Source organism: Streptomyces sp. ML-6, assembly GCF_030116705.1.
Classification (GTDB): Bacteria; Actinomycetota; Actinomycetes; order Streptomycetales; family Streptomycetaceae; genus Streptomyces.
Window position 1 is genome coordinate 5,206,647 of sequence record NZ_JAOTIK010000001.1, and the last position, 23,920, is coordinate 5,230,566.

14 protein-coding genes and 1 pseudogene are annotated in these 23,920 nt (G+C 73.5%); 11 read left to right on the forward strand and 4 right to left on the reverse strand.

Annotated elements, in window-relative coordinates; genetic code table 11:
- Positions 1-3: 3 nt before the first annotated feature.
- The 8 genes and pseudogenes from OCT49_RS23245 (at position 4) to OCT49_RS23280 (ending at position 14,349) form a co-directional block, all read left to right on the forward strand.
- Positions 4-1,308, forward strand: a complete 1,305-nt coding sequence (locus OCT49_RS23245) for a cytochrome P450 family protein (protein WP_283853771.1) — start codon at positions 4-6, stop codon at positions 1,306-1,308.
- A gap of 113 nt (positions 1,309-1,421) precedes the next feature.
- A pseudogene (locus OCT49_RS23250) lies at positions 1,422-4,847 on the forward strand (non-ribosomal peptide synthetase); the annotation flags it as partial.
- Positions 4,844-8,014, forward strand: a complete 3,171-nt coding sequence (locus OCT49_RS23255; RefSeq protein WP_283853773.1) for a non-ribosomal peptide synthetase — start codon at positions 4,844-4,846, stop codon at positions 8,012-8,014. The pseudogene OCT49_RS23250 and the gene OCT49_RS23255, both read left to right, overlap by 4 nt.
- A gap of 28 nt (positions 8,015-8,042) precedes the next feature.
- The gene (locus tag OCT49_RS23260; RefSeq protein WP_283853774.1) at positions 8,043-8,837 is read left to right on the forward strand and encodes an ABC transporter permease; all 795 of its coding nucleotides are present in this window, start codon (positions 8,043-8,045) and stop codon (positions 8,835-8,837) included.
- Positions 8,838-8,844: 7 nt separating this feature from the next.
- A complete protein-coding gene (locus OCT49_RS23265; protein ID WP_283853775.1) occupies positions 8,845-11,598 on the forward strand; it encodes a cytochrome P450 in 2,754 nt (917 codons plus the stop codon).
- 6 nt (positions 11,599-11,604) lie between these two features.
- Positions 11,605-12,567: an ATP-binding cassette domain-containing protein gene (locus OCT49_RS23270; protein ID WP_283853776.1), complete on the forward strand. Its 963-nt coding sequence runs from the start codon at positions 11,605-11,607 to the stop codon at positions 12,565-12,567.
- Between the two features lie 13 nt (positions 12,568-12,580).
- Positions 12,581-13,816, forward strand: coding sequence for a cytochrome P450 family protein (locus OCT49_RS23275; protein ID WP_283853777.1), 1,236 nt, complete (start codon positions 12,581-12,583; stop codon positions 13,814-13,816).
- 77 nt (positions 13,817-13,893) lie between these two features.
- Positions 13,894-14,349, forward strand: a complete 456-nt coding sequence (locus OCT49_RS23280; protein WP_283853778.1) for a YbaK/EbsC family protein — start codon at positions 13,894-13,896, stop codon at positions 14,347-14,349.
- Positions 14,350-14,405: 56 nt separating this feature from the next.
- On the opposite strand, the gene OCT49_RS23285 is transcribed toward OCT49_RS23280, so the two are convergent.
- Genes OCT49_RS23285 through OCT49_RS23295 form a run of 3 tightly spaced genes read right to left on the reverse strand, consistent with a single transcriptional unit; the run spans position 14,406 to position 17,259 of the window.
- Positions 14,406-15,065 (reverse strand): response regulator, encoded by a 660-nt coding sequence (locus tag OCT49_RS23285; protein ID WP_283853779.1) that lies wholly within the window; start codon positions 15,063-15,065, stop codon positions 14,406-14,408.
- Positions 15,062-16,258, reverse strand: coding sequence for a sensor histidine kinase (locus tag OCT49_RS23290; protein WP_283853780.1), 1,197 nt, complete (start codon positions 16,256-16,258; stop codon positions 15,062-15,064). The genes OCT49_RS23285 and OCT49_RS23290 overlap by 4 nt, the downstream gene beginning before the upstream one ends.
- Positions 16,255-17,259, reverse strand: a complete 1,005-nt coding sequence (locus OCT49_RS23295) for a hypothetical protein (RefSeq protein ID WP_283853781.1) — start codon at positions 17,257-17,259, stop codon at positions 16,255-16,257. The genes OCT49_RS23290 and OCT49_RS23295 overlap by 4 nt, the downstream gene beginning before the upstream one ends.
- Before the next feature lie 302 nt (positions 17,260-17,561).
- Here OCT49_RS23295 and OCT49_RS23300 point away from each other — a divergent pair, with 302 nt between their 5' ends.
- From OCT49_RS23300 to OCT49_RS23310, 3 genes are all read left to right on the forward strand, one after another.
- Complete coding sequence (locus OCT49_RS23300; protein WP_283853782.1) at positions 17,562-18,632, forward strand: methyltransferase; 1,071 nt, start codon at positions 17,562-17,564, stop codon at positions 18,630-18,632.
- A complete protein-coding gene (locus OCT49_RS23305; RefSeq protein WP_283853783.1) occupies positions 18,629-20,569 on the forward strand; it encodes an ABC1 kinase family protein in 1,941 nt (646 codons plus the stop codon). Before OCT49_RS23300 ends, OCT49_RS23305 begins: the two co-directional genes overlap by 4 nt.
- An 84-nt stretch (positions 20,570-20,653) precedes the next feature.
- Positions 20,654-21,178, forward strand: coding sequence for a PadR family transcriptional regulator (locus OCT49_RS23310; protein WP_283853784.1), 525 nt, complete (start codon positions 20,654-20,656; stop codon positions 21,176-21,178).
- Between the two features lie 539 nt (positions 21,179-21,717).
- Here OCT49_RS23310 and OCT49_RS23315 read toward each other — a convergent pair.
- A complete protein-coding gene (locus tag OCT49_RS23315) occupies positions 21,718-23,871 on the reverse strand; it encodes an MMPL family transporter (RefSeq protein WP_283853785.1) in 2,154 nt (717 codons plus the stop codon).
- Between the last annotated feature and the right edge of the window lie 49 nt (positions 23,872-23,920).

The following is a 23,920-nucleotide window of genomic DNA, read 5'->3' on the forward strand; positions in this document are numbered from 1 at the left end:
GCCATGTCCGAAACTCCCCCGTTCGAAGGCCGGCCTGCGGCCCCGGCGGCTCCCGGACAGCCCATCAACGGCACCGGTCCGGGCGTGTGGGACCCGGAGTTCTTCCAGAACCCGTACCCCACCTACGCCTGGCTCCGTGAGAACGACCCGGTCCGCGGCATCACCTGGCCCGGCCCGCCCGGCCACGCCTGGCTCGTCACCCGCTACGAGGACGTCCACGCGGGGCAGGCCGACTCCCGGCTGCGCCACGACCTGACCGCCTTCATGGCCGAGCTCGGCATCCCCGAGCCGCCCGCCATCGGCGGCGACGTGGCGCGGCTGCTCGGCCGCAACCTGACGCTGCTGGACGCGCCGGACCACCCGCGACTGCGGGCGGTGCTCTCGCGGTTCTTCACCAAGCGGCGCATCGAGGGCATGCGGCCCCGCATCGAGGTCCTCGCCGACGGGCTGCTGGACGACCTCGCCGAGCGGGCCGGCGACGGCCCCGTCGACCTGATCCAGGACTTCGCCTGGAAGCTCCCGCTCACGGTCGTGTGCGAACTGCTGGGCGTCCCGGCCGAGGACCACGAACTGTTCGGCTACGGCACCGACGCCTCCCGCGACCGGGGCGCCACCGGCGAGTACGCGGCCGGGGCCGTCGTGGCCGTCGAGCGGCTGCGCGCCCTCATCGGCGAGAAGCGGGCCAACCCCGCCGACGACGCGTTCACCTCGTTCGTCCGGGCCCTGGACGCGGGGGAGTTCCTCGACGAGGACGAGGTGATCGCCCAGGCCATGCTGTTCGTGGTCGCCGGTCACGAGACCACCGTCGACCTGCTCGGCAACGGCATCCACGCCCTGCTGAGCAACCCCGACCAGCTCAAGCAGCTCACCGCCGACCCGTCGCTGGTGACGAACACGGTCGAGGAGGTGCTGCGCTACTACCCGCCGACCGACATCGTCACGCCGCAGTACACCGCGGAGCCCATCGCCTTCGGAGACGTCGAGGTGGACCGCCACCAGATCGTCATCCTGTCCCGGGCCTCCGCCAACCGCGACCCGAAGCGCTACCCCGACCCGGAGCGCTTCGACATCACCCGCAACACCGCCGGCCACCTGGGCTTCGGGCACGGTCCGCACTACTGCGTCGGCGGCATGACCGCCCGCATCGAGGGCCAGACGGTCTTCAACCGGATCTTCGACCGCTTCCCCGACCTGCGGCACGCCGGGGACCCCGAGCAGGTCCGCTGGAAGTCCAACCCGGTCGCCCGCGGCCTGGTCTCGCTCCCCGTGGAACTGGGCACGCCCCGACGGCCGGGGAAGACCGCATGACCGGGCCCGCCGCCGGACCGGGGGACCTCACCCCCGACGAACTCCACCGGCTGCTCGTCGAATGGAACGACACCGACCACAAGGTGGTCGAGGCCACGCTCACCGAGCTCTTCGAGGCGCAGGCCGTCCGGACCCCGGACGCGCCCGCGGTCGCGCACGGCTCCACCGAGCTCCGTTACGCGGAGCTCGGTGAGCGGGCCAACCGGCTGGCCCGGCTGCTCGTCGGGCGCGGGGCGGGGCCCGAGCGGTTCGTCGCCGTCGCCCTGCCGAAGTCCGTCGACCTCGTCGTCGCCCTGCTGGCCGTGGTCAAGGCCGGTGCCGCCTACCTGCCGCTGGACCCGGGCCACCCCGCCGAGCGGATCGCCGGCATGCTCGCCGACGTGGCCCCCGTGGCGCTCCTCACCGACGCCGCGACCCTCGGCGCGCTGCCGGAGACCACCGCCGCGCGCGTCGTCCTGGACGACCCCGCGACCGTGACGGAGCTGGCCGGGCACGCGACGGGAGACCTCACCGACGCCGAGCGGACCGCGCCGCTGCGCCCCGCCAACCCGGTCTTCGTCATCCACACCTCCGGATCGACCGGCCGTCCCAAGGGCGTCGTCGTCGAGCACCGCTCCCTCAACGTCTACCTGGCCTGGGCCAGGCAGGCGTACGGCGCGGTCACCGGCCGGGCCCTGGTGCACTCGCCCGTCGCCTTCGACCTGACGGCCACCGGGCTGTACGCGCCGCTCACCGCGGGCGGCTGCGCGCACCTGGTCGAACTGCACGAGGGCACGGCACCGGACGCCGCGGAGCTGCCCGAGGCCACCTTCGTCAAGGCCACCCCGACCCACCTCGCCCTGCTCGCGGCCCTGCCCGACGCCTACTCGCCCACCGGGCAGCTGGTGCTGGGCGGCGAGGCCCTGCTCGGCGAGGCGCTGGACGAGTGGCGCGCCCGCCGGCCCGACGCCACGGTCGTCAACGAGTACGGGCCGACCGAGACCACCATCGGCTGCATGGAGTACCGCATCGAGCCGGGCGACGCCGTCCCGGCCGGCATGGTCACCATCGGCCGCCCCATCTGGAACACCCGGCTCTACGTGCTCGACGAGCGGCTCGCCCCCGTGCCCCCCGGCACGGTGGGGGAGCTCTACATCGGCGGCGAGCTGCTGGCCCGCGGCTACCACGCCCGCCCCGCCCTCACCGCGGGACGGTTCGTGGCGAGCCCGTTCGCCCCCGGCGCGCGCATGTACCGCACCGGGGACCTGGTTCGGCGCCGGGACGACGGACAGCTGGACTTCATCGCGCGGACCGACGACCAGGTCAAGGTCCGCGGCTTCCGGATCGAGCTCGGCGAGGTCGAGGCCGCGCTCACCGGCCTGCCCGCCATCGCCGCGGCCGCGGTCTCCGTGCACGAGGAACGGCCGGGCACCAAGCGGCTGGTGGCCCATGTGGTGCCCGCCGAGGGCGCGCCGGTGGACGCCGAGGCGCTGCGCACGGCCCTGGCCGCCCGGCTGCCCGAGTACATGGTGCCCACCGCCTTCGTCGCGCTGGAGGCCCTGCCGCTCACCCCGAACGGCAAGCTCGACCGCAAGGCACTGCCCGCACCCGGCACCGCCGCCCCGGTGGGCGGCCGGGCCGCGCGCGGGGAGCACGAGCGGCGGCTGTGCGAACTGTTCGCCGAGGTGCTCGGCGAGCCGGACATCGGCGCCGACACCAGCTTCTTCGCCGCGGGCGGGGACAGCGTCGGGGCGTTCACCCTGGTCAAGAAGGCCCGCCTGGCCGGGATCGGGTTCGGCACCAAGGACGTCTTCACCTCGCCCACCCCCGCCGCCCTGGCCGCGCTCGCCGTACCGGTGCCCACCGGGGACGCGGAGGACCGGACGCCGTCCGCCACCGGCGGCGCCGACCTCGCCGGGCTCGCCGACGGGCTGCCGGACGGGACCGAGGTCCTGGCCGTCTCGCCGTTGCAGGACGCCATGATCCGCCGGGCCGCGGCGGGCACGGGCCCCGGCCCGTACACCGACCAGTTCAGCTTCCCGCTCTCCGGGGCTTTCGACCCCGAGGTGATGCGCCGGACGCTGGCCGTCCTGCTGCGCCGCCACCCCGCGCTGCGCGCCGTCTTCCGCACCGGTCCGGACGGCAACCCCGTCCAGCTCGTCGTCGGCGAGGCCGGGCCGGTCCTCCACGAGGTCGACCTCTCCGCCCTGGCGGGGGAGGAGCAGCGGCGGGAGCTGGAGCGGCTGCTGCGACAGGACCAGGACACGCCCTTCGACCTGGCCGAGCCGCCGCTGGTGCGGTGCACCGCGGTCAAACTGGCCCCGGACAGCTGGCGGTTCGTGCTGAGCCTGGCCCCGCTGCTGCTGGACGGCTGGTCGCTGCCCCTGGTCCTGGGCGAGCTGTGGATGACCTACATGACGGGCGGCGACGGGGCGATGCTGCCGCCCGCGCCGCAGGACCCGCCGCAGCGCGAGTACGCGGCCTGGCTGGCCGGCCGGGACACCGCCGCGACGGAGGACGCCTGGCGCGTCGTCCTGGAGGGGCTGCCCGCCCCGGCACCGCTGGTGCCCGCCGCACCGGACACGGGCCGGGTCACCGTCGTGGAGACCACGTCCCTGCTGCCCGAGGACGTCACCGCCGCGCTGGTCGCCCGGGCCCGCGCCCACGACCTGACCCTCAACACCCTCGTGACGGGCGCCTGGGCGCTGCTCCTGGGCCGGCTCACCGGCCGCGAGGAGCAGGTCTTCGGCGTGACCGTGGCGGGCCGCCCCGCCGAACTGCCGGGCATCGACCAGGCGGCCGGGATGTTCATGAACAACCTGCCGGTACGGCTCGGCTGGCACGGCGGCGAGCAGGTCCTCGACGTGCTCACCCGGCTCCAGCGCGGCCAGGCCGGCCTGATGGCGCACCAGCACATCAGCCTCGCCAGGCTCATGGACATCGCGGGGACGGACGCGCTGTTCGACACCCTCGTGGTGTTCGAGAGCCAGCCGACCACCACGACCCCGCCGCCCCCGCCGATGCCCGCCGGCGCACCGATGCCCGGTGGCCCCGGTGGCCCCGGCGCTCCGGAGGGTATGCCGCCGATGCCCGAGGGCGCGCCCGGTGCGCCCGGTCCGGGTATGCCCGCCGGTCCGCCGATGCCCATGGGCCCCGGTGCTCCCGGCGCTCCCGAGGGGATGCCGCCGATGCCCGGTGGTCCGGCCGGGCCCGGCATGCCGCCGATGCCCGAGGGCGCGCCCGGTGCGCCCGGCGCGGACATGCCCGCCGGTCCGCCGATGCCCATGGGGCCGCCGATGCCCGGCGCGCCCGGCATGCCGCCGCACCTGGTGCAGATCCTCGGCATGGAGGCGCACGACGCCGCCCGGGTCCCGCTCCGCTTCGCGGTGGCGCCCGGACCGGAGCTGGGCATCCTCGCCCAGTACTGGAGCGAGGCGTTCGAGCCGGGCCGGATGGACCGCGTCCAGGCCCAGTTCCTGGAGGTGCTCACCGCCTTCTCCCAGGGTCTCGAGCGGTCCGTCGACGACACGATGACCACAGTGACCGGAGGCACCGGATGATGATGATTCCTCCCCTGTGCGTACCCGAACTGTTCCAGCTGCGGGTGGCGGCCGATCCCGAGGCCGCCGCCGTGGTGGGGGAGGACGGCGTCCTCTCGTACGCGGAGCTGAACACCCGCGCCAACCGGCTGGCCCGGCTGCTGATCTCCCGCGGCGCCGGACCGGAGAGCTTCGTCGCCGTCGCCGTGCCGCGCGGCACCGAGCTGATCGTCGCGCTGCTCGCCGTGGTCAAGGCGGGCGCCGCCTATCTGCCGGTGGACCCGAACTACCCCGCCGACCGGATCGCGTACATGCTCGACGACGCGCGGCCCGCCCTGGTCGTCACCTCGGCGGCCGTCGCCGGACGGCTGCCGGTCCGGGACCCGCTGGTGCTGGACGACCCGGGGACCGCGGCGGCCCTCGCCGGGCAGAGCGCCGACGATCCGACGAACGAGGACCGGCTCGGGCCGCTCCACCTGCCCTGCCCGGCCTACCTCATCTACACCTCGGGCTCCACCGGCCGCCCCAAGGGCGTCGTCGTCACCCACATGGGAGTGGCGAGCCTGCTGACCGCCCAGATCGACGCGTTCGACCTCGGGCCGGGCAGCCGGGTGCTGCAGTTCGCCTCGCCCAGCTTCGACGCGGCCTTCTGGGAGCTGTGCATGGCGCTGCTGTCCGGCGCCGCGCTCGTGGTGGCCCCGGAGGAGCGCCTCGCCCCCGGCGAACCGCTCGCCGAGCTGCTCACCGAACGGCGGGTCACCCACGCGACCCTGCCGCCCGCGGTGCTCGCCGCGACCTCGCCCGACACCCGGGCCCTGGCGGGCGGCTGCCTGATCACGGCGGGCGAGGCGTGCTCCGGCTCGCTGGTGGCCCGCTGGGCGCCGGGCCGGCGGATGTTCAACGCCTACGGCCCCACCGAGTCCACGGTGTGCGCCACGATGACCCGGCCGTACTACCGCACCGACCTCGGCAACCCGCCGCTGGGCTCCGCGATCGTCAACACCGAACTGCTCGTGCTGGACGCGGAGTTGCAGCCCGTCCCGGCGGGCGGCACCGGTGAGCTGCACCTCGCGGGCCCCTCGCTGGCCCGCGGCTACCTGGGCCGCCCCGGCCTCACCGCCGAACGCTTCGTCGCCCACCCGTCCGGACGCCCCGGCGAACGGATGTACCGCACCGGGGACCTGGTGCGGCGCAGGGAGGACGGACAGCTGGAGTTCCTCGGCCGCGCCGACCACCAGGTCAAGGTCCGCGGCTTCCGGATCGAGCTCGGCGAGATCGAGGCGGTGCTCACGGCCCACCCGTCCGTCGCCCACGGCGTGGTCGCGGCGCGCGAGGACCGGCCCGGGGTACGGCGGCTGGTCGGCTACGTGGTGCCCGCCCAGGGCAGCACGGACTCCGCGGAGCTGCGCAGGCACCTGTCGGCCGAACTGCCCGCCCACATGGTGCCGGCCGTCTTCGTCGAGCTCGACTCCGTACCGCTGACGCCCAACGGCAAGGTGGACCGGGCGGCACTGCCCGCCCCGGACCTCGCCGCCGCGGCCGCGGAGGGGATCCTGCCCCGCACCCCCGCCGAGGAGCAGCTGTGCGGCCTCTTCGCGGAGGTGCTCGCCCTGCCGGAGGTCCGCGCCGACAGCAACTTCTTCGCGCTGGGCGGGGACAGCATCTCCGCCTTCACCCTGGTCCAGCAGGCCCGCACCGCGGGAGTGGCGCTGACCGTCCAGGACGTGTTCCGGTACGGCAGCCCCGAACAGCTCGCCGCCCGCGCCGAGTCGGCCGACCGCACCGCCCGCGAGGAGTTCGCGCCGCCCGCCGCCGACCTGGCGAAGGTCGCCGAGGGATGGCCCGGACACACCGCCGTCCTGCCGGTCACCCCCATGCAGCACTCGCTGCTGGCGGCCGCCCGCCGCGAGACCGGCACCGGCCGCGTCCTCCAGGACTGCTGGTACTTCTGGCTGGAGTTCGCGGGGGAGCTCGACGCGGACACCATGCGGCTGGCTGCCGAGGCCCTGCTGCGCCGCTACCCGGAGACGACCGCCGCGTTCGCCCACGAAGGGCTGAGCCGCCCGCTCCAGGTGGTGCCCGGCGAGGTCGAACTCCCCTGGTCCGAGCACGACCTGGGCGACCTGCCCGAGGACCAGCAGGACGAGGCGTTCGAGAAGCTGGCGGCGGCGGAACAGGACCGCCCGTTCGACGTGGCCCGGTCCCCGCTGGTGCGCTTCGGCCTCGTCCGGTTCGGGGAGCAGCGCCACCGGCTGCTCATCGGCTTCAGCCAGCTCCAGATGGACGGCTGGTCCTTCCCGGTCTTCCTGGACGACCTGTGGGTGCTCTACCAGCACCGGGGCGACGACTCCGCGATGCCCCCGGCGAGGACCGGGGGTCCGTACACCGACTGGCTGACCGGGCGGGACCGCGCGGCGGCCGAGGACGCCTGGCGCACCGCGCTGGAGGGCCTGTCGGGCCCCACCCTCGTACGGGAGAGCGACCCCGGCCACCACGAGGGCGCGCCGCACGTCCAGGACCTGGTCCTGCTGCCCGCCGACGTGACCCGGGCCCTGGGCGAACGCGCCCGGGAGCACGGCCTGACCCTCAACACCCTGGTCCTGGGTGCCTGGGGCATCGTGCTGGGCGGACTGACCGGCCGGCAGGACACCGTCTTCGGCTACACCGTCTCGGGGCGCGCCCCCGAGGTGCCCGGCATCGAGCACGCGATCGGCAGCTACGCCAACCTGCTGCCGGTCCGGGTCCGCTGGAGCCCCGGGGCGCCGCTCACCGAGGTGCTCACCCGGCTCCAGGCCGAACAGGGCGCGCTCATCGCGCACCAGCACCTCAGCCTCACCGACATCGAACGGACGGTGGGCCTGCCGGAGCTGTTCGACGCCACCGTCGCCGCGCAGAACTACCCGGTCAACCGCCCGGCGTCCGAGGCGCTGGGGGCGGCCGCGCTGCCGCCGGAGGGCGCGGCCCGGATCGTCGGCGTGCACACCCACGAAGTCACCCCGCACACCCTGCGGTTGTCCTTCCGCGCCGACGAACAGCTCTTCCTCGCCCTGGAGTACCGGGGCGGCCGGGACGTCCTGGCCCGGATAGCCGGACAGGTGCGGGATCTGCTCACGGCAGCCGCGGCGGACCCCGGCAGGAGCGTGGAGGAACTGCTCGCGAGCGGCACCTCCGAAGGACGGAACCCATGAGCCAATCGCGTACCGAAAGGTCGATCCGATGAGTAGTGCTGACATGCTGATGGACACCCGGCTGCTGGTCGGCCGGCAGATGCGGCACCTCAAGCGCGGTCCGGAGCGGGTCGTCCCCGTCATCATCACCCCGCTGATCCTGGTCCTGCTCAACGGACTGCTGATCGGCAGCGCGATCGTGGTGCCCGGGGACGGCAGCTACAAGGACTTCATGATGGCCGGGGTCTTCGCCCAGGTCGCCATGCTGGGCATGTCCAACGCCCAGAACGGCCTCAAGGAGGACCTGCGCAACGGTCTGGTCGACCGCTTCCAGTCGCTGCCGATCGCCCGGTCCGCCGCCGTCGTCGCCCGGTCCGTGGCCGAACTGCTGATGATGTTCGTCGGCTGGCTGGTGATCGCCGGGGTCGGTCTGCTGATCGGCTGGCGGATGCACGAGGGCTTCCTGCGGGGCATGGCCGGCATCGGCCTGATGCTGCTGTTCGGCTACCTGTTCATCTGGCTCGGCATCCTGGGCACCGTCTCCGGCCGCAACCCGCAGTCCTCCGGCATCGGTTCGATGATCGTCATGCCGATGCTGTTCCTGTCGCCGGCCTTCTTCCCGATCGACAACCTGCCCGGCTGGCTGCAGACGGTCTGCGAGTGGAACCCGTTCAGCTCGGTGGTCGTGGCCTGCCGTGAGCTGTGGGGCAACCCGAACCCGGTCGTGACCGGCGCCTTCCCGGTCGAGCACCCGGTCCTCGTGGCGACGCTCCTGCCGATCGTGCTGCTGATCCCGGTCATCCCGCTGGCCGTCCGCCGCTACCACTCCGTGGTCGGGCGGTGAACCTGACATGAGGGTGTCCTCCCCGGTCGGCCGCTGGTCGGCGGCCACGCTGGCCTCCCTGCTGGGCGCGCAGATCTTCCACGTCGTGCTGGCCTGGTCCGTGCTGCGGGTGTCCGGCCCGATGTCCGCGGCGGTGGTACTGGCCCTGGGAACGCTGCCGCGCATCGCGATGATGACCGGCCTGACCGCCGGACTGGCGGCCCGGTTCGCCCCGCTGCGGCTGGCCCCGGGCGGCGAACTCGTCCGGGCCGTGCTGGCCCTGGGCGCCGCCGCGGTGCTGGCCGCCGGCACCCTGGACTTCACGGTGCTGCTGGTGGCGAGCGTGGCCTTCGGCCTCGTCGAGGCCGTCACCGAACCGGGGACCGGCGGCCTGCCCGCCCTCGTGGCGGGCCCCGCCGACCAGCAGCGGATGCAGACGCTGCGGACCACGCTGTTCCGCGTGACCGTCGTCCTCGGCGGGCCCCTCGCCGGCCTGAGCGCGCTCCTCGGACTGTCCACCGCGCTGATCGTCAACGCCGTGGTGTTCGTGGTCTCCGCGCTCGTGTTCACCCTGCTGCGACCGCTGCCCGCCGACGCCTCCGCACCGGCCGGCGCCATGCCGGGCATGCCGGGCCCCGGCGGCATGCCCGGCATGGCCGGCCCGCCCGGACCGGACTCCCCGAAGCTCGGCGAGGCCCTCGCCCTGCCCGGCGTGCGGGCGGCGCTGATCTGCACCATCCTCATCGAGCTGGGCTGCCCCGGCGCCTTCAACGTCGGCACCCTGCTGCTGGCCGACCACCGCGACTGGGGAGTGACCGGGTTCGGCGTCCTCGCCGGGGCCGTCGGCCTCGGCACGGTGGCTGCCGCGCTCGCCCCGTCGTTCGCCCGGCGGCTGCGGGGCAGCGGCATGGGCCTGATCCTGGCCTGCGTGCTCACCGCCGCGGCCATGGCCGGTGTCGCCCACGCCCCGAACCTGCCGGTCGCGGCCGGGCTCACCGTCGTGATGGCGCTGACCGCGGCGGCCGCGTCGGCGGCCACCCTGGGCGTGCTGTTCAGCGGCCCCCGCCCGGAGGCCATGGGCATGGTGATGGGCACCGTGATGGCGGCCGGCGCGCTCGCCGCACCGCTGTCCTACCTGGCCGTCGGCGCCGTCGCCCGCGGCTGGGGCCCGGCCCCGGCCCTCCTCGGCTGCGCCGGCGCGCTGGCGGCCGCCGCACTGGTCGGCCTGGCCGACCGCTCCCTGCGCACCGCCACCGCGCCGGAGACGCCCGCCGGCCCCCGATGGGACCGCCGCCGGCCGGCCCGGAGAACCCGGCCGCCCCGGCCGCCCCGGAGGACCCGGCCGCGGCGCCCCACCCGGCCCCCGCCACCGGGGCCGCCCCGACGGACCCGGCCCCCGCGGCCGACCCGTCCCTTCCCGACGACACGGGCCACCTGTCCGCGAAAGGAGCGTGACCCCGACGTGTCCGACACCAACTCCGCGACGCACCCCGGCCCGGCCCCCGAGCCGCCCGTCGCCGGCCGGCGCGCACCGCACCCCGACATGCCCACCGACATGCCCGACGAGCAGTCCCTCGTCTACGGGGAGGCCATGCTGGCCGACCCGCACGCGGTCTTCGCCCGGATGCGGGAGGAGAGCCCGCTGCACCAGGACGTGATCCAGGGCGGCGGCAAGGTGTACGTCCCCACCCGCTACGAGGACGTGCGGGCGCTGCTCGCCGAACCCCGGCTGCTGCGCAGCTTCGCCGTCGAGGACCCCGACGCGTTCCAGGGACACATCGGCAACAGCGACCCGCCCCGGCACACCCGGCTGCGCAAGCTCACCGGCAAGGCCCTCACCCCCAAGCGGGTCGAGCGGCTGCGCCCCGCCGTGGAACGGCTGGCCGACGAACTGCTCGACGGCCTGGCGGGCCGCGAACAGGTCGACATCGTGCAGGAGTTCACCCACCCGCTCGCCGAGCTGGCCGGCGCCGAACTCCTGGGCATCGACGCCGAGGACGCCGAGGAGTTCCGCACCTACTGGGACGACATGGCGGCCTTCCCCGACAGCACCGGTTTCCCCGAGTTCCAGGCGGCGACCGAGAACCTCGGCAAGCTGTTCGCACGGATCGTCGAGGCGCGCCGCGCCACCCCGACGGACGACCTCGTCTCGGCCCTGGTGCACGCCCGCGTCGGCGAGGACCGGCTCAGCGACGCCGAACTCGTGCAGACCGGCATCTTCCTGGTGATCGCGTCCAACAAGACCGTCTCCGCCATGCTGGGCAACGCGGTGCTCGCCCTGCTGGACCACCCCGCCCAGCTGGAACTCCTGCGCTCCCGGCCCGACCTGTTGCGCGGCGCCATCGAGGAGTGCCTGCGCTACGAGGCCCCGGTGTCCCTCACCAACCCGCTGCGCGCGGGCGAGGCGGTGTGCACCCGGGGACTGGACCTGGCCCCCGGCGACCTGGTGCAGCCCGCGCTCACCGCGGCCAACCGCGACCCGCGCCGCTTCCCCGACCCCGAGCGCCTCGACATCACGCGCCCGGTCGGCGGCCACGTCTCCTTCGGGCACGGCATCCACATGTGCCTGGGGGCCCAACTCTCCCGGATGACCGGCGAAGTGGCCCTCGGGCGCCTCGTGCGGCGCTTCCCGGAACTCCGGCTCGCCCACGGCGACCACGACCGGGACGTCCGCTGGTCCCGGGAACACATCATGCGGCGGCTCACCTCGCTGCACGTCGGCCTGGGCGCGCCCGCGCCGGCCGGTGGCACCACTCCAACCGAGACATCCGACGGGAGCTGAAGCGACGTGAACGCCGCCATCGAGGCGCACGGACTGCGCAAGCGTTACAAGGGCCACCAGGCCCTGGACGGTGTGGACCTGACGGTCGAGTCCGGCACCGTCTTCGGGCTGCTCGGCCCCAACGGCGCCGGCAAGACCACCACGGTGCGCATCCTCACCACCCTGCTGCGCGCCGACGAGGGCCGGGCGAGCGTCGCCGGGTACGACGTGGTGCGCCAGGCCAACGACGTACGCGCGCGGATCGGCCTGACCGGCCAGTACGCCGCGGTCGACGAGCGGCTCACCGCCCGCGAGAACCTCATCCTCGTCGGCCGGCTCTACCGGCTCGGCAAGCGCGTGACGGCCGAGCGGACGGAGGCCCTGCTGGAGCGGTTCGAACTCACCGAGGCCGCCAACCGGCCGCTGCGCACCTACTCCGGCGGCATGCGGCGCCGCCTCGACCTCGCCGCGAGCCTGATCGGCCGGCCGCCGCTGCTCTTCCTCGACGAGCCGACCACCGGTCTCGACCCCAGCAGCCGGCTGGCCCTGTGGGACATGATCCGCGAACAGGTCGCCGCCGGGGTGACGATCCTGCTCACCACCCAGTACCTCGACGAGGCCGACCAGCTCGCCGGCCGCATCGCGGTCCTCGACGAGGGCAAGGTCATCGCCGACGGCACCCCCGACCAGCTCAAGCGCAAGGTCGGCGGCGAGTGGCTGGAGGTGACCGTGAACACCCCCGCCGAGGCCCAGGACGCGGTGCGCGCGCTCTCCTCGGCCATCGCCGGGGAACCGACCGTCAGCGAGGACGGCCTGAAGGTCTCCGCGCCGGTCGCCGACGGCATGAGCTCCATCGCCGCCATCGCGGAACGGCTGGACTCCGCAGGCGTCGAGGTCGTCGACTTCGCGCTGCGCCGCCCGTCCCTCGACGACGTGTTCCTCACCCTGATCGGCAAGACGGCTGCGGTGCGCGAACCGCAGCCCGCGTGAGCGGGAGAACGACATGGCACTGGACATCGAGAAGCAGAAGAAGGACGAGAGCGGGGCACGCTCGGCGGAGAGCCTGATCGACCAGGACTTCGTGCGGAACCCGCACGCCACCTACGCGTGGATGCGCGAGGAGGGCCCGGTCAAGCTCCGGCAGCAGAGCGGCTCGGTACTGTGGATGATCACCCGGTACGAGGACGCCCGCGCCGCGCTCGCCGACCCGAAGCTGCACAAGGACCCGCGCAGCTTCCCCAACCCCGCGGGCGGTACCGGGATGGGGCCCGAGGAGCCCGGCATGGAGCTCCTGTCCCGGCACATGCTCAACAGCGACCCGCCGGACCACACCCGGCTGCGGAAGCTGACCACCAAGGCGTTCACCGCCCGCCCGACGGAGATGTTCCGCCCCCGGATCGAACAGCTCGCCGCGAACCTGCTGGACGGCTTCGCGCCGGGCCAGAAGATCGACGTCGTGGACGACTACGCGATGCCGCTGTCCACCCGGGTGATCTGCGAACTCATCGGCATCCCGGCCGCGGACGGCGAGATCTTCCGCGACTGGTACACCACGATGACCGGGGTGCACGCCCCCGAGCAGGTCACCGAGGCCCGGCAGTCGCTGATCAGCTACCTGAGCGCGCTGATCGCCGACAAGCGGTCCCACCCCGCCGACGACCTCATCAGCAACCTGCTCCAGGCCCGCGACGCCGACGACCTGCTGACCGAGACAGAGGTCATGTCGATGGTGTTCCTGCTGCTGGGGGCGGGCCACGAGACCGCGATCAGCTTCATGGGCACCGCGATGCTCTCCCTGCTGTCCGAACCGGACCAGCTGGCGGCGCTGCAGAACGACCTGTCGCTGCTGCCCGGCGCCGTCGAGGAACTGCTGCGCTTCGAGAGCCCGATCAACATCGCGACGTTCCGCTACGCGGCCGAGCCCGTGGAGATCGGCGGGGTGACCATCCCGGCGGGCGACTCGGTCTTCGTCTCGATCGGCGCGCTCAACCGCGACCCCTCCCGGTTCGAGGAGCCCGACCGGCTGGAGATCACCCGCCCGGCCACCGGCCACCTGGCCTTCGGCCACGGCCTGCACCACTGCCTGGGCGCACCGCTCGCCCGGGTCGAGGGCGCGGTCGCCATCGGCCAGCTGATCACCAGGTTCCCGAAGCTGTCGCTCGCCGTCGACCGCGACGAGCTCCAGTGGCGGTTCAGCCTGATGCTGCGGTGCCTGGAATCCCTTCCGGTGGTGCTGTGACCGGACGGTTCGGGGCGTCCGTCTCGCGGCGGCCGGCAACGACGCCGGCCGCCGACGACACGACGTACCACCGGCTGATGTCGATGCTCGCACGGTCCTCGGCCACCTACCGGATCATCGACCACGCACCCGAGGGCCGTACCGACCTGGCCAGTGAACTACGCGGTCACCGGCTGGAGATGGCCGCCAAGTGCATGGTGGTCAACGTGCGCAGAAAGCAGGACGGGGACCACCATGTCCTCGCCGTGGTCCCCGGCCACCGCCGGGTCGACCTGCGCAGCGTCAGGAAGCTGTTCGGTGGCAACGACGCCACCCTGGGCGACCGGGACGAGGCCGAACGCCTCACCGGCTGCCGCACCGGCTCCATCATCCCGTTCTCCTTCGACGAGGCACTGCCGCTGGTGGTCGACGCCGGCCTCCTCGTCCACGACGAGATCTTCTTCAACGCCGCCCGGCTCGACCGGTCGATCGCGCTGCGGACCGCGGACTACGTCTCGCTGGCCGACCCGCGCGTGGCCGACGTCGCCAAGTAGCCGCGTCGCCAAGCAGCCGACGTCACCAAGGGGCGGACGGCCCGCTGCCCCGGCCCTCACCGGCCGGGGCGCACCAGCCGGTGCTCGTAGGCGAAGATCACCAACTGCACCCGGTCGCGCATGCCGAGCTTCGACAGCAGCCGGCCGACATGCGTCTTCACCGTGCCCTCGGAGAGGAACAACTCCTTGGCGACGGCCGCGTTGGAGGCGCCGCGGGCGATCAGCAGCAGCACCTCGCGCTCGCGCTCGGTGAGCGCGTCCAGCGGATCGGGGCCGGACGCCGGCGTCGGCAGGTCCGGCGCCACCTCGGCCAGCAGCCGCCGGGTGGTGGTCGGGGAGATCACCGCGTCGCCCCGGTGCACGGTGCGGATCGCGGACAGCAGGTCCTCGGCGGGCGCGTCCTTGACCAGGAAGCCGCTGGCCCCGGCCTGCAGGGCGGCGAAGGCGTGCTCGTCGACGTCGAACGTGGTCAGCACGATCACCTTCGGCGGGTCGGGCCTGCGCAGCAGCCGCCGGGTCGCCTCGACCCCGTCCATCCGGGGCATCCGCACGTCCATCAGCACGACGTCGGCGGCGGTCGCCTCCAGCAGCTCCAGGGCCTGCGCGCCGTCCCCCGCCTCGCCGACGACCGTCATGTCGTCCTGCGCCTCGACGACCATGACGAACCCGGCCCGCACCATCGCCTGGTCGTCGACGAAGAAGACCCGGATCGTCATGCCGTCTCCCGCCGCTCCCCGGCGAGCGGGGTCCGCAACGGCAGCCGGGCACTCACCAGGAAACCTCCTCCCGGCGCCGCACCCGTGGTGACGGAACCACCGGCGACGGCCATCCGCTCCCGCATCCCGACCAGCCCGTGACCCGCCCCGTCGCCGGGGCCGGGACCGTTCCCGTTGTCGCGCACCTCGATCTCCACCCTGTCGTCCGACCACTGGAACCGTATCCCGCAACGGGCACCGGCACCCGCGTGTTTCAGGGTGTTGGTCAGGGCCTCCTGCACCAGCCGGTACGCGGCCAGTTCGGCGGCCGGGGTGAGCGGACCGGGCGTGCCGGTCTCGGCGAAGTCGACGGACAGCCCCGACTCCCGTACCCGGTCCAGCAGTTCGGGCAGCCGGGAGAGGTCGGGCTGCGGGCCGAAACCGTCGCTGCCGTCGCCGCTGCGCAGCACGCCCAGCAACCCGCGCATGTCCGTGAGCGCCTGACGCCCCGCCTCCTCGACGGTGCGCAGCACCTCCGCGGCGCGTTCCGGCCGGGCCCGCGCCGCGTACCGGCCGCCCTGCGCCTGGCTGACGATGACGGAGAGGGAGTGCGCGACGAGGTCGTGCATCTCCCGGGCGATCCGGGCGCGTTCGTCCAGCGCGGCCCGGTGGGCCCGCTCCTCGCGCTCGGCCTCCGCGCGGGCCGTGCGGTGCTCCAGCTCGCCGACGTACGCCAGCTGGATGCGGCGGAACAGGCCGAGGCTGAAGGCCACCAGCACGATCGCCAGCAGGAAACCGGCCAGGAACATCGGCGGCAGCTGCGTCTGCGAGGACAGGGCGGTCCGCAGCGCGACCGCGCCCGCCCCCACCACACCCACCACCAGCGCCGCCTGCGGGGCCCGCCGGCCGCCGTGCGCGCAGTACGCGAACAGCGCCAGGGGGAAGGCGAGCAGCGAGGGCAGCAGCGGGAAACCGCCGGGCAGCACGGCGGCCTGCACCGCGCAGGCCACGCCCGTCACCACGAAGGACAGGGTGGGCGCGGAACGCCGCCACGCCCCCGCGGCGTGGCCGACGACCACCGCGGGGGCGAGCAGCGGAGCCCACACCCCCGGCAGCGCCAGCCACAGCAGCAGCAGCGTCCAGCCGCCGACCGGAACGGCGACGGCCAGGGTGAGCAGTACGTCCGGACGGGCCGGACGGGCCGGGGGCGTCATTCGCCGCACAGCCGGCACACGGCCCGGGTGCGGCGCTGGTACGTGCGGGTGGCGCCGAGCAGCGCGAGCCCGAACAGGGCCCAGCCGCCGTACACCGCCAGGATCACCCAGGAGTTCGCGCTGCCGGAGTCGAAGGGCAGCTCCGGGCCGCCGAGCAGGTGGTTGACCGAGGCGAACACCGGGATCAGGCCCTGGAGCAGCAGGGCCGCCGACAGGCCCCAGCCGCAGGAGACCAGCAGCATGCGGGGCACCCTGCGACGGGCCAGGAACGGCACCCAGAACGGGTAGACGCGCCCCCACGAACTCACCAGCGCCAGGGACAGCACGCCGCCCCCGACCAGCAACATGGTCTCCATGACCGGGAATCCCTCGGGGTATTGCTCGGGACGGCCGATGCCGCCCCCCGCCCACCAGTAATACTTCACGCCGGGGTAGATGAAGGCCAGTCCGAACGCCGTGTACCCGAGCCAGTCCGCCGGCCGGTCCCGCTCGCCGGGGCGCAGCCCGCACAGGTCGCAGCCCTCCCCGGTGCGGCGCTGGAAGGCGAGGGTGGAGCGGGCCAGCAGCAGCGTCGCGGCGAAGGCCACGGCACGGGTGAGGAAGCCCGGCCAGTCCACGGTCGCGAAGTCACCGGCGGGAATCCCGGTGACCCAGAAGAACGAGCGGAACGCGTCGAAGATGATGCCGACGGCCGACCACAGCAGCAGGACGCAGGAGGTCCAGCCGACGAACAGCAGCACCGGACGGGCGCCCTTGCCGGGCCGCTCCGACGAGGCGGCGAGCGCCGCGACGATACCGGCCGCCGCACCCGCCCAGGCGGCCCACGACGGCACGATGCCCAGCGAGCTGATGTAGTCCGCCGCGCCCGGCAGATGGGGCTCCAGGGCCTTCGTCGCGAGCACCCCCGCGGCCGCCGCCAGCACCGGCCACAGCCGGGTGCGCCGGGGGGCGGCGGTGGGGGGAGCCGTCCTCTCGGTCAGTGGAATGACGCCCTCGGGCATCTCGGACTCCTCTCCCAGCGGTGCTGCGGCCTGACTCTGCGGCGCATGCGGTCATGGACCACCCTGGCAGCCACGACCCGGCCGCCGCGTCTGCCTCAGGTCTTGCGCGGATGTGACCTGCGGATGATTACCCGCCCCCCGGGGGTGCCCCGTACGGTCGTTGCCGGTACCGGCAATCCCTCCGGTCACCGGCTTTCCCCTGGCTAGCGTGCGGATGCCAACCGCACGCGGCCCACGGCGTCCCCGGAGAGCCCCTCGGAGCCGGAAGCGGCCATCGTCCATCAGCGTCAAGGAGCCGATGCATGTCCCGATCGACCGACCCGGCAGACCAGGCCCCCGATGCCAACGGCGCCTACGCCGCGCCGTCGCACGACCCCGTCGCCGAGCGCTTCATGGCGATGACCGACGTGATCACCCCGAACGCCGTCCGGGTCGCCGCGACCCTGGGCCTGGCCGACCTGGTGCGCCAGGGGGTGAACCGGCTGGACGACCTGGCCGCCCGCACGTCCACCGACCGCGACGCGCTCGGCGAGATGATGCGCCACCTGGCCGTCCAGGGCCTGTTCGAGCAGCCCGAGCCGGGCGTCTACGCGCCGACGGAGCTCTCCCGCTGGATCGAGAGCGACCACCCCGTCGGGATGCGCGAGTTCCTCGATCTGGACAGCCCGATGGGCCGTCCGCAGCGCGCCTTCGCCAGCCTGCTGCACAGCATCCGCACCGGCGGTCCCGCCTACGCCGAGGTGTACGGCAGGACCTACTGGGAGGACCTGGACGCCCACCCCGAGCTGAGCCGGGCGTTCAACGCGAAGATGGCCAAGCAGGTCTCCGAGATCGCCGCGGACGTCGCCAAGACCTACGAGTGGGACCGGGTCGGGCACGTGATCGACGTCGGCGGCGGCACCGGCACCCTGCTGTCCGAGGTGCTCGCCGCGCACCCCGCGCTGCGCTCGACCCTCGTCGACCTGCCCGCCGCGTCCGGCGGCGCCGGACAGCTGCTGGCCGCCGCGGGCGTCGCCGACCGGTGCGAGATCGTGCCCGGCAGCTTCTTCGAGCCGCTGCCCGCGGGCGCGGACGTGTACGTGCTGTCGACGATCCTGCACGACTGGAGCGACGACGCCTCCCGCCAGATCCTGCGCCGCTGCGCCGACGCCGCCGGCGAGCACGGCAAGGTCCTCGTCGTGGAGCACCTGATCCAGCCCGAGATCCGGCAGGGCATCTCCACCCTGAACCTGATCCTGCTGGCCACGCTCGGCGGCAAGGAACGCTCCCTCGACGAGTACGGGGAGCTGGCCGCCACAGCGGGGCTGGAGGTCCTGCGGACCATCGAGCTGCCCTCCGGACGCTCGCTGCTGGAGCTCGGCCGCCGCGCATGAACGATCTGGTGTTCGCGCTGGCCGGGACCGTCGGGGTGGTGACGCTGGCCATAGGCATGGCCGTCGGCGCACGCCGGCTGCTCGGCCTGCGCGTCGGCACCCTGCGCATGGTCCTGGCCGCGCTGGTCGGTTTCACCACCGCCGTGTTCTTCGGGAACATGGTCCAGCCGCCGATGGAGCGGGGCGTGCTCGCCACCGTCATGGTGGGCATCTCCGTCTTCGTCACGATGGCCTTCCTCGTCCTGGCCGAGGTCGTCATGCCGGACCGTTCGCGGCCCGTGGCCTGGACCAGGCGACTGCGCAGACGCATCATGCGCACCCACCGCTACGCGCAGATCGGGGTGATCCTGGCCCGCCACGGCCTGGCCCCCTTCCTGCGGCGCAAGGACCGCAGCCGCTCGGGCCGGCTCGCCTCCCACCGGCTCGCCCGTTCCCTGCGCCTGGCCATCGAGGAGGGCGGGGTCACCTTCGTCAAGCTCGGGCAGCTCATGTCGACCCGGCCGGACGCGATCCCGCGGGAGTTCACCGAGGAACTCAGCAAGCTCCAGTGCCAGGTGCCGCCGTCGCCCTGGGCGGACGTCCACCAGGTGCTGGTCGACGAACTGGGCGGCCTGGTGGACTCGGAGTTCGCCGAGTTCGACCCCGAGCCGATGGCCGCCGGCTCGATCGCCCAGGTGCACGAGGCCCGGCTGCGCTCCGGCGCCAAGGTCGTGATCAAGATCCAGCGGCCCGGCATCCACCAGGTCGTGGAGCGCGACCTGGACATCATGAACCGGATCGCGGCCAAGCTGGAGGACCGGGCCGACTGGGCGCGGGCCATCGGGACGGTCACCCTGGCCGCCGGGTTCGCCACGGCCCTGCGCGAGGAGCTCGACTTCCAGGTCGAGTCCCGCAACATGACGGCCATCAAGGCCGCCGCGGCCGAGGCCGGCACCGAGGTGTGCGTGCCCGGCCTGCACGAGAAGCTCTGCACGAAGCGGGTCCTCGTCATGGAGTGGCTGGACGGGGTGCCCCTGGGCGAGGCCGGTCCCGCCATCGAGAAGCAGGGGGTGGACCGGGAGAAGCTCGCGGGCGTCCTGCTCGACTGCATGATGCGCCAGACCATGATGCACGGCGTCTTCCACTGCGACCCGCACCCCGGCAACGTCCTGCTGCTCGACGACGGGCGGCTCGCCCTCCTGGACTTCGGCGTGGTGGGCCGGCTCGACGCCAAGGCCCGCGGCGCGCTGCGCGATCTGATGCTGGCGGTCAAGCGGGAGGACCGGGAGGCGCTGTGCGACGCGCTGCTCGACCTCGTCGTGCGCCACGACGACCTGGACGAGCAGGAGCTGGAGCGCGAACTCGGCGATTTCGTCGCCCTGTTCCTCACCGCGGGCTCCGCCCCCGACCTGGAGATGTTCGCGGGCCTGTTCCGGCTGATCGCCTCGCACGGGCTGTCGGTGCCGCCCCAGATCGCCGGGGTGTTCCGGATGCTCACCACCCTGCACGGCACCCTGATGCAACTGGCGCCCGGCTTCGACGTCATCGCCGAGTCCCGGGAACTGGTCGCCGGGTACTACACCGAGCGGCTGCAACCCTCCTCGCTGCGCGCCTCCGCGGGCGAGAACCTGCTCAGCATGATCTCGATGCTGGGCAAGGTGCCCAGACGCCTCGACCGGATCACCGGGGCCCTGGAGCAGGGCCGACTGGGCGTCACCGTCCGGCTGGGCGCCCGGGAACGGGACCGCAGGCTCGTCACCGGGCTGGTGCACCTGACGCTGCTCACGGTGCTCGCCGCGGCCTTCGGGATCATGGCGGTCATCCTGCTCAACACCAGCAACGGCCCGCTCATCACGCCCACCCTGAGCCTGCTGCACGTCTTCGGCTACAACCTGCTGGTCGTCAGCTCCGTGCTGGGCCTGCGCGTCCTCGTGCGGGTGTTCCGGGGCGAGTCCTGACACCCGTACCGCCGTCCGTCCCCGGATGAACCGAACCGAATCCGGGCGAACCACCGAAGCGAACCTCTGACTGGAGGAGTCCCGATGAAGTCGACCGACCGCAAGCGCTGGGGAGTTCCCGGCGGTCCCGATCTCCTGGACCTGGTACCGGACCTGCTGGACCAGTTCGCGGACGGGCTGTACCGGCCCCACGGCCAGGGGCTGCGCGGGACGGTGCTGCTGCTGCTCGCCGACGGTCCGCGCACCGGGGCCGCCCTGATCGAGGAGGCGGCGCGCCGTCCGGGCGTGCGGCCCACCGCCGACGAGGTGTACCCGCTGCTCCAGCAGCTCGCCGACGAGGGCCTGGTGACGTCCGAGGGGCAGGACGGGCCGCGCACGTACACGCTCACCGAGAAGGGCCGGGCGGCCGTGCCGGACGGGAAGTCCGACGCCACCGCAGGCCGGCCCGGCCCCGGTGGCCGGACCATGGAGGCGCACCGGCTGATGGGCGATGTGGTCATGGCCGCGGGGCGGCTCGCGTGGTCGGGCGACGAACGGAAGACGGAGCGGGCGTCCGAGGTGCTGGCCGAGGCGCGCCGCAAGCTGTACGCGCTGCTGGCCGAGGACTGACGACCACCGGGCCCAGGAGTACCCGGGTACCCGGGTAGGCGGGTACCCGGAAACACCGGAGCGGCCGGAACGCGGGTGAACTCCCCGCGCTCCGGCCGCTTTCCGCTGCCCGGAGGGGTCCGGAAGGAGCCCGGAGGCTTCCCGGGAAGCCTCCGAGGAGCTGCCGGGGAGCCCGGGGGAGTTCCGGGGAGCCCCGGGGGAGCCGGGCGCACTCCGGCGCACGAGGGGGCGCACGGCGGCCGTACGGGGACGGCGGGCCCTTCCCCGGTACCGCGCCCGGGGAACGGCCACCGCCGCCCTGCGCGTACGCCGAAGAGGGCCGCTCCCGGCCCGTGTGGCCCCGCTCCCGGCCTCGTTCCTGCGGGCCCCTGAGGTCCCCGCTTCCAGCCTTGCTCCCGGCCCGTGCGCGCCTTGCGTACGCCCTGGGCGCGCCCCGCGCACGGCAAGGGCCGCCGTGCGGCGCCCGGGAGGGGGTGCGCCGCGCGGCGGCCCTTGGGTGACGGCCGGTCCTGGCCGTCACGGTCGCTCGGCCACGGTGGTCAGCCGGAGGTGCCGACGGTCTCCTTCGCGCGAGGCGTCTCGTCCGGGGCGGCCGGCTGCCCGTGGTCCCGGCCGCCGGGCCACCAGGCCCTGCGTCCCAGCAGGGCGGTGACCGCGGGCACCAGGAGCATCGCCATGACGAACGCGGTGAGCAGGATGCCGAAGGCCACTGCGAAGCCCATCTGCTGGAGCATGGTGTTCTCGGCCAGCAGCAGCACACCGAACGTGCCCGCCAGGATGACGGCGGCGGCACCGATCGTCGACGCGGAGCTGACGATCGCGTGGCGGGTGGCCTCGGCCACGCCGATGCCCCGTCCGACCTCCTCGCGCAGTCGGGCGATCATGAGGATGTTGTAGTCCGTCCCGATCGCCACGACGAACAGGTAGAGGATCACCGGCAGGGTGAACAGCAGCCCGCTCTCGCCCTTGAGGTCCTGGAAGAGCCACACGGTGGATCCCAGGGTCGCGGCGAAGCCCAGGCCGACGGCGAGCATCAGGTACCAGGGGGCCACGACACTGCGGAGCAGCAGGCCGAGGATGATCATGATGGCCAGTCCGGCGGCCGGGAAGACCAGCGAGTAGTCGTGGTTGACGGCGTCCTGGACGTCGGCCATCACCCCGCTGGTGCCGCCGACCAGTGCCTCCGTGCCCTCGGGCGCCGAGGCGTGCGCGGCGTCGCGCAGCGGACCCGAGACCAGCTCGATGGCCTGGTCACCGGTCGGCCGGTAGTCGATCATCACGGCGATCTGGGCGACGTCGCCCTTCGGGCTCGTCACCGGCGGGGCGACCGTGCCGACGCCGTCGACCGCGGCCAGCTCCTTCGCGTACGCACCGAGCCCGGCCTGGTCCAGCTTGCTGCCGTCGTCCGTGTGGACCAGCACCCAGACCGGGTCGGTCTGGCCGGCCGCGAAGCCGCGCTGGAGGTCCTCCATCGCCCGGACGGACTCCAGCTCCTTCGGCAGCGAACTGCCGCTGTCGAAGATCGGGTTGAAGCTGAGGGAACCCACCGCGAGAACGGCGAGCAGCCCGGCCGAACCCGCGGCGACCACACCGGGACGGCGTCCGATGAGAGTGCCGACGCGCTGCGAGAGCCGGTGCTCGGGCTGCTTGCGCCAGGCCTTGGAGGGCCAGAAGACCTTGGTGCCCAGGAGCGAGAAGACCGCGGGCACGAGGGTGAGCGCCGCCACGAGGGTCACGCCGACGGAGATGGCCAGGGCGGGGCCCATGGCGCGGAACATGCCCAGGCTGGAGAGCAGCAGGGCGAGGAACGCGACGATGACCGCGCCGGCGGCGGAGGCGATGGTCTCGCCGACCTTGCCGACCGCGTCCGCCATGGCCTGCTTCGGCTCCTGGCCGGTCCGCAGGTGTTCCCGGTAGCGGAAGAGCAGGAACAGGAGGTAGTCGGTTCCGACCCCGAACAGCACGACGATCAGGATCGACGAGATCGACGCGTCGGTCTTCAGACCGCCGAGCTCGGACACGGTCGCGATCAGCCCGTTGGCGACCATGAAGACGACCGAGATCACGATCAGCGGCAGGAACGCGATCAGCGGGCTGCGGAAGATGGCGAGCAGCAGCACCACGATGAGCGCCATCGTCGCCATCATGATCATCGCGTCGGTGTTGCCGGAGGACTGCATGGTGTCCACCGCGGTGGCCGTCTGGCCCGTGATGCCCATGCTCAACGAGGTCGGTTCGAGAAGCGGCTTGACCTTCTTGCGCAGCTCCTCGACCGACTTCATCAGGTCCGCGTCGTAGGGGTCCTTCGAGGTGGCCAGGATGCTGGCCAGGGCGATCTTCCCGTTGGCGGAGACCGACTGCGGATTGGTCTCGATCCGCTTGATCTTCTTCAGGCCGGCCTTGTCCAGAGCGGCCACGACCTCGACCACGTCGGCCTTGTCGGCAGCCGTCAGAGGAGCCTTGTCCTTGCGCTGGAAGACCGCGATGGAGGCGGGCTGCTCCTGCTGCGGGAAGGCGCGTTCCTGCACCTTTCCGACCTGGACCGACTCGTAGTGCGACGGCAGGAAGTCGGCCTGGTCGTTGGTCGGCTTCAGCTGGGGAGCGAGGGATATCAGGGCGGCGGCCGCAATCACCCAGGCGAGAATGGTCAGCCATGGATGCTTGACGGCGGACTGCCCGATCCTTCCGAACATGAGACTCCTTCGGTGCGTCTTTCCAGGGGGCCCCTGATTCTCGGTGTGC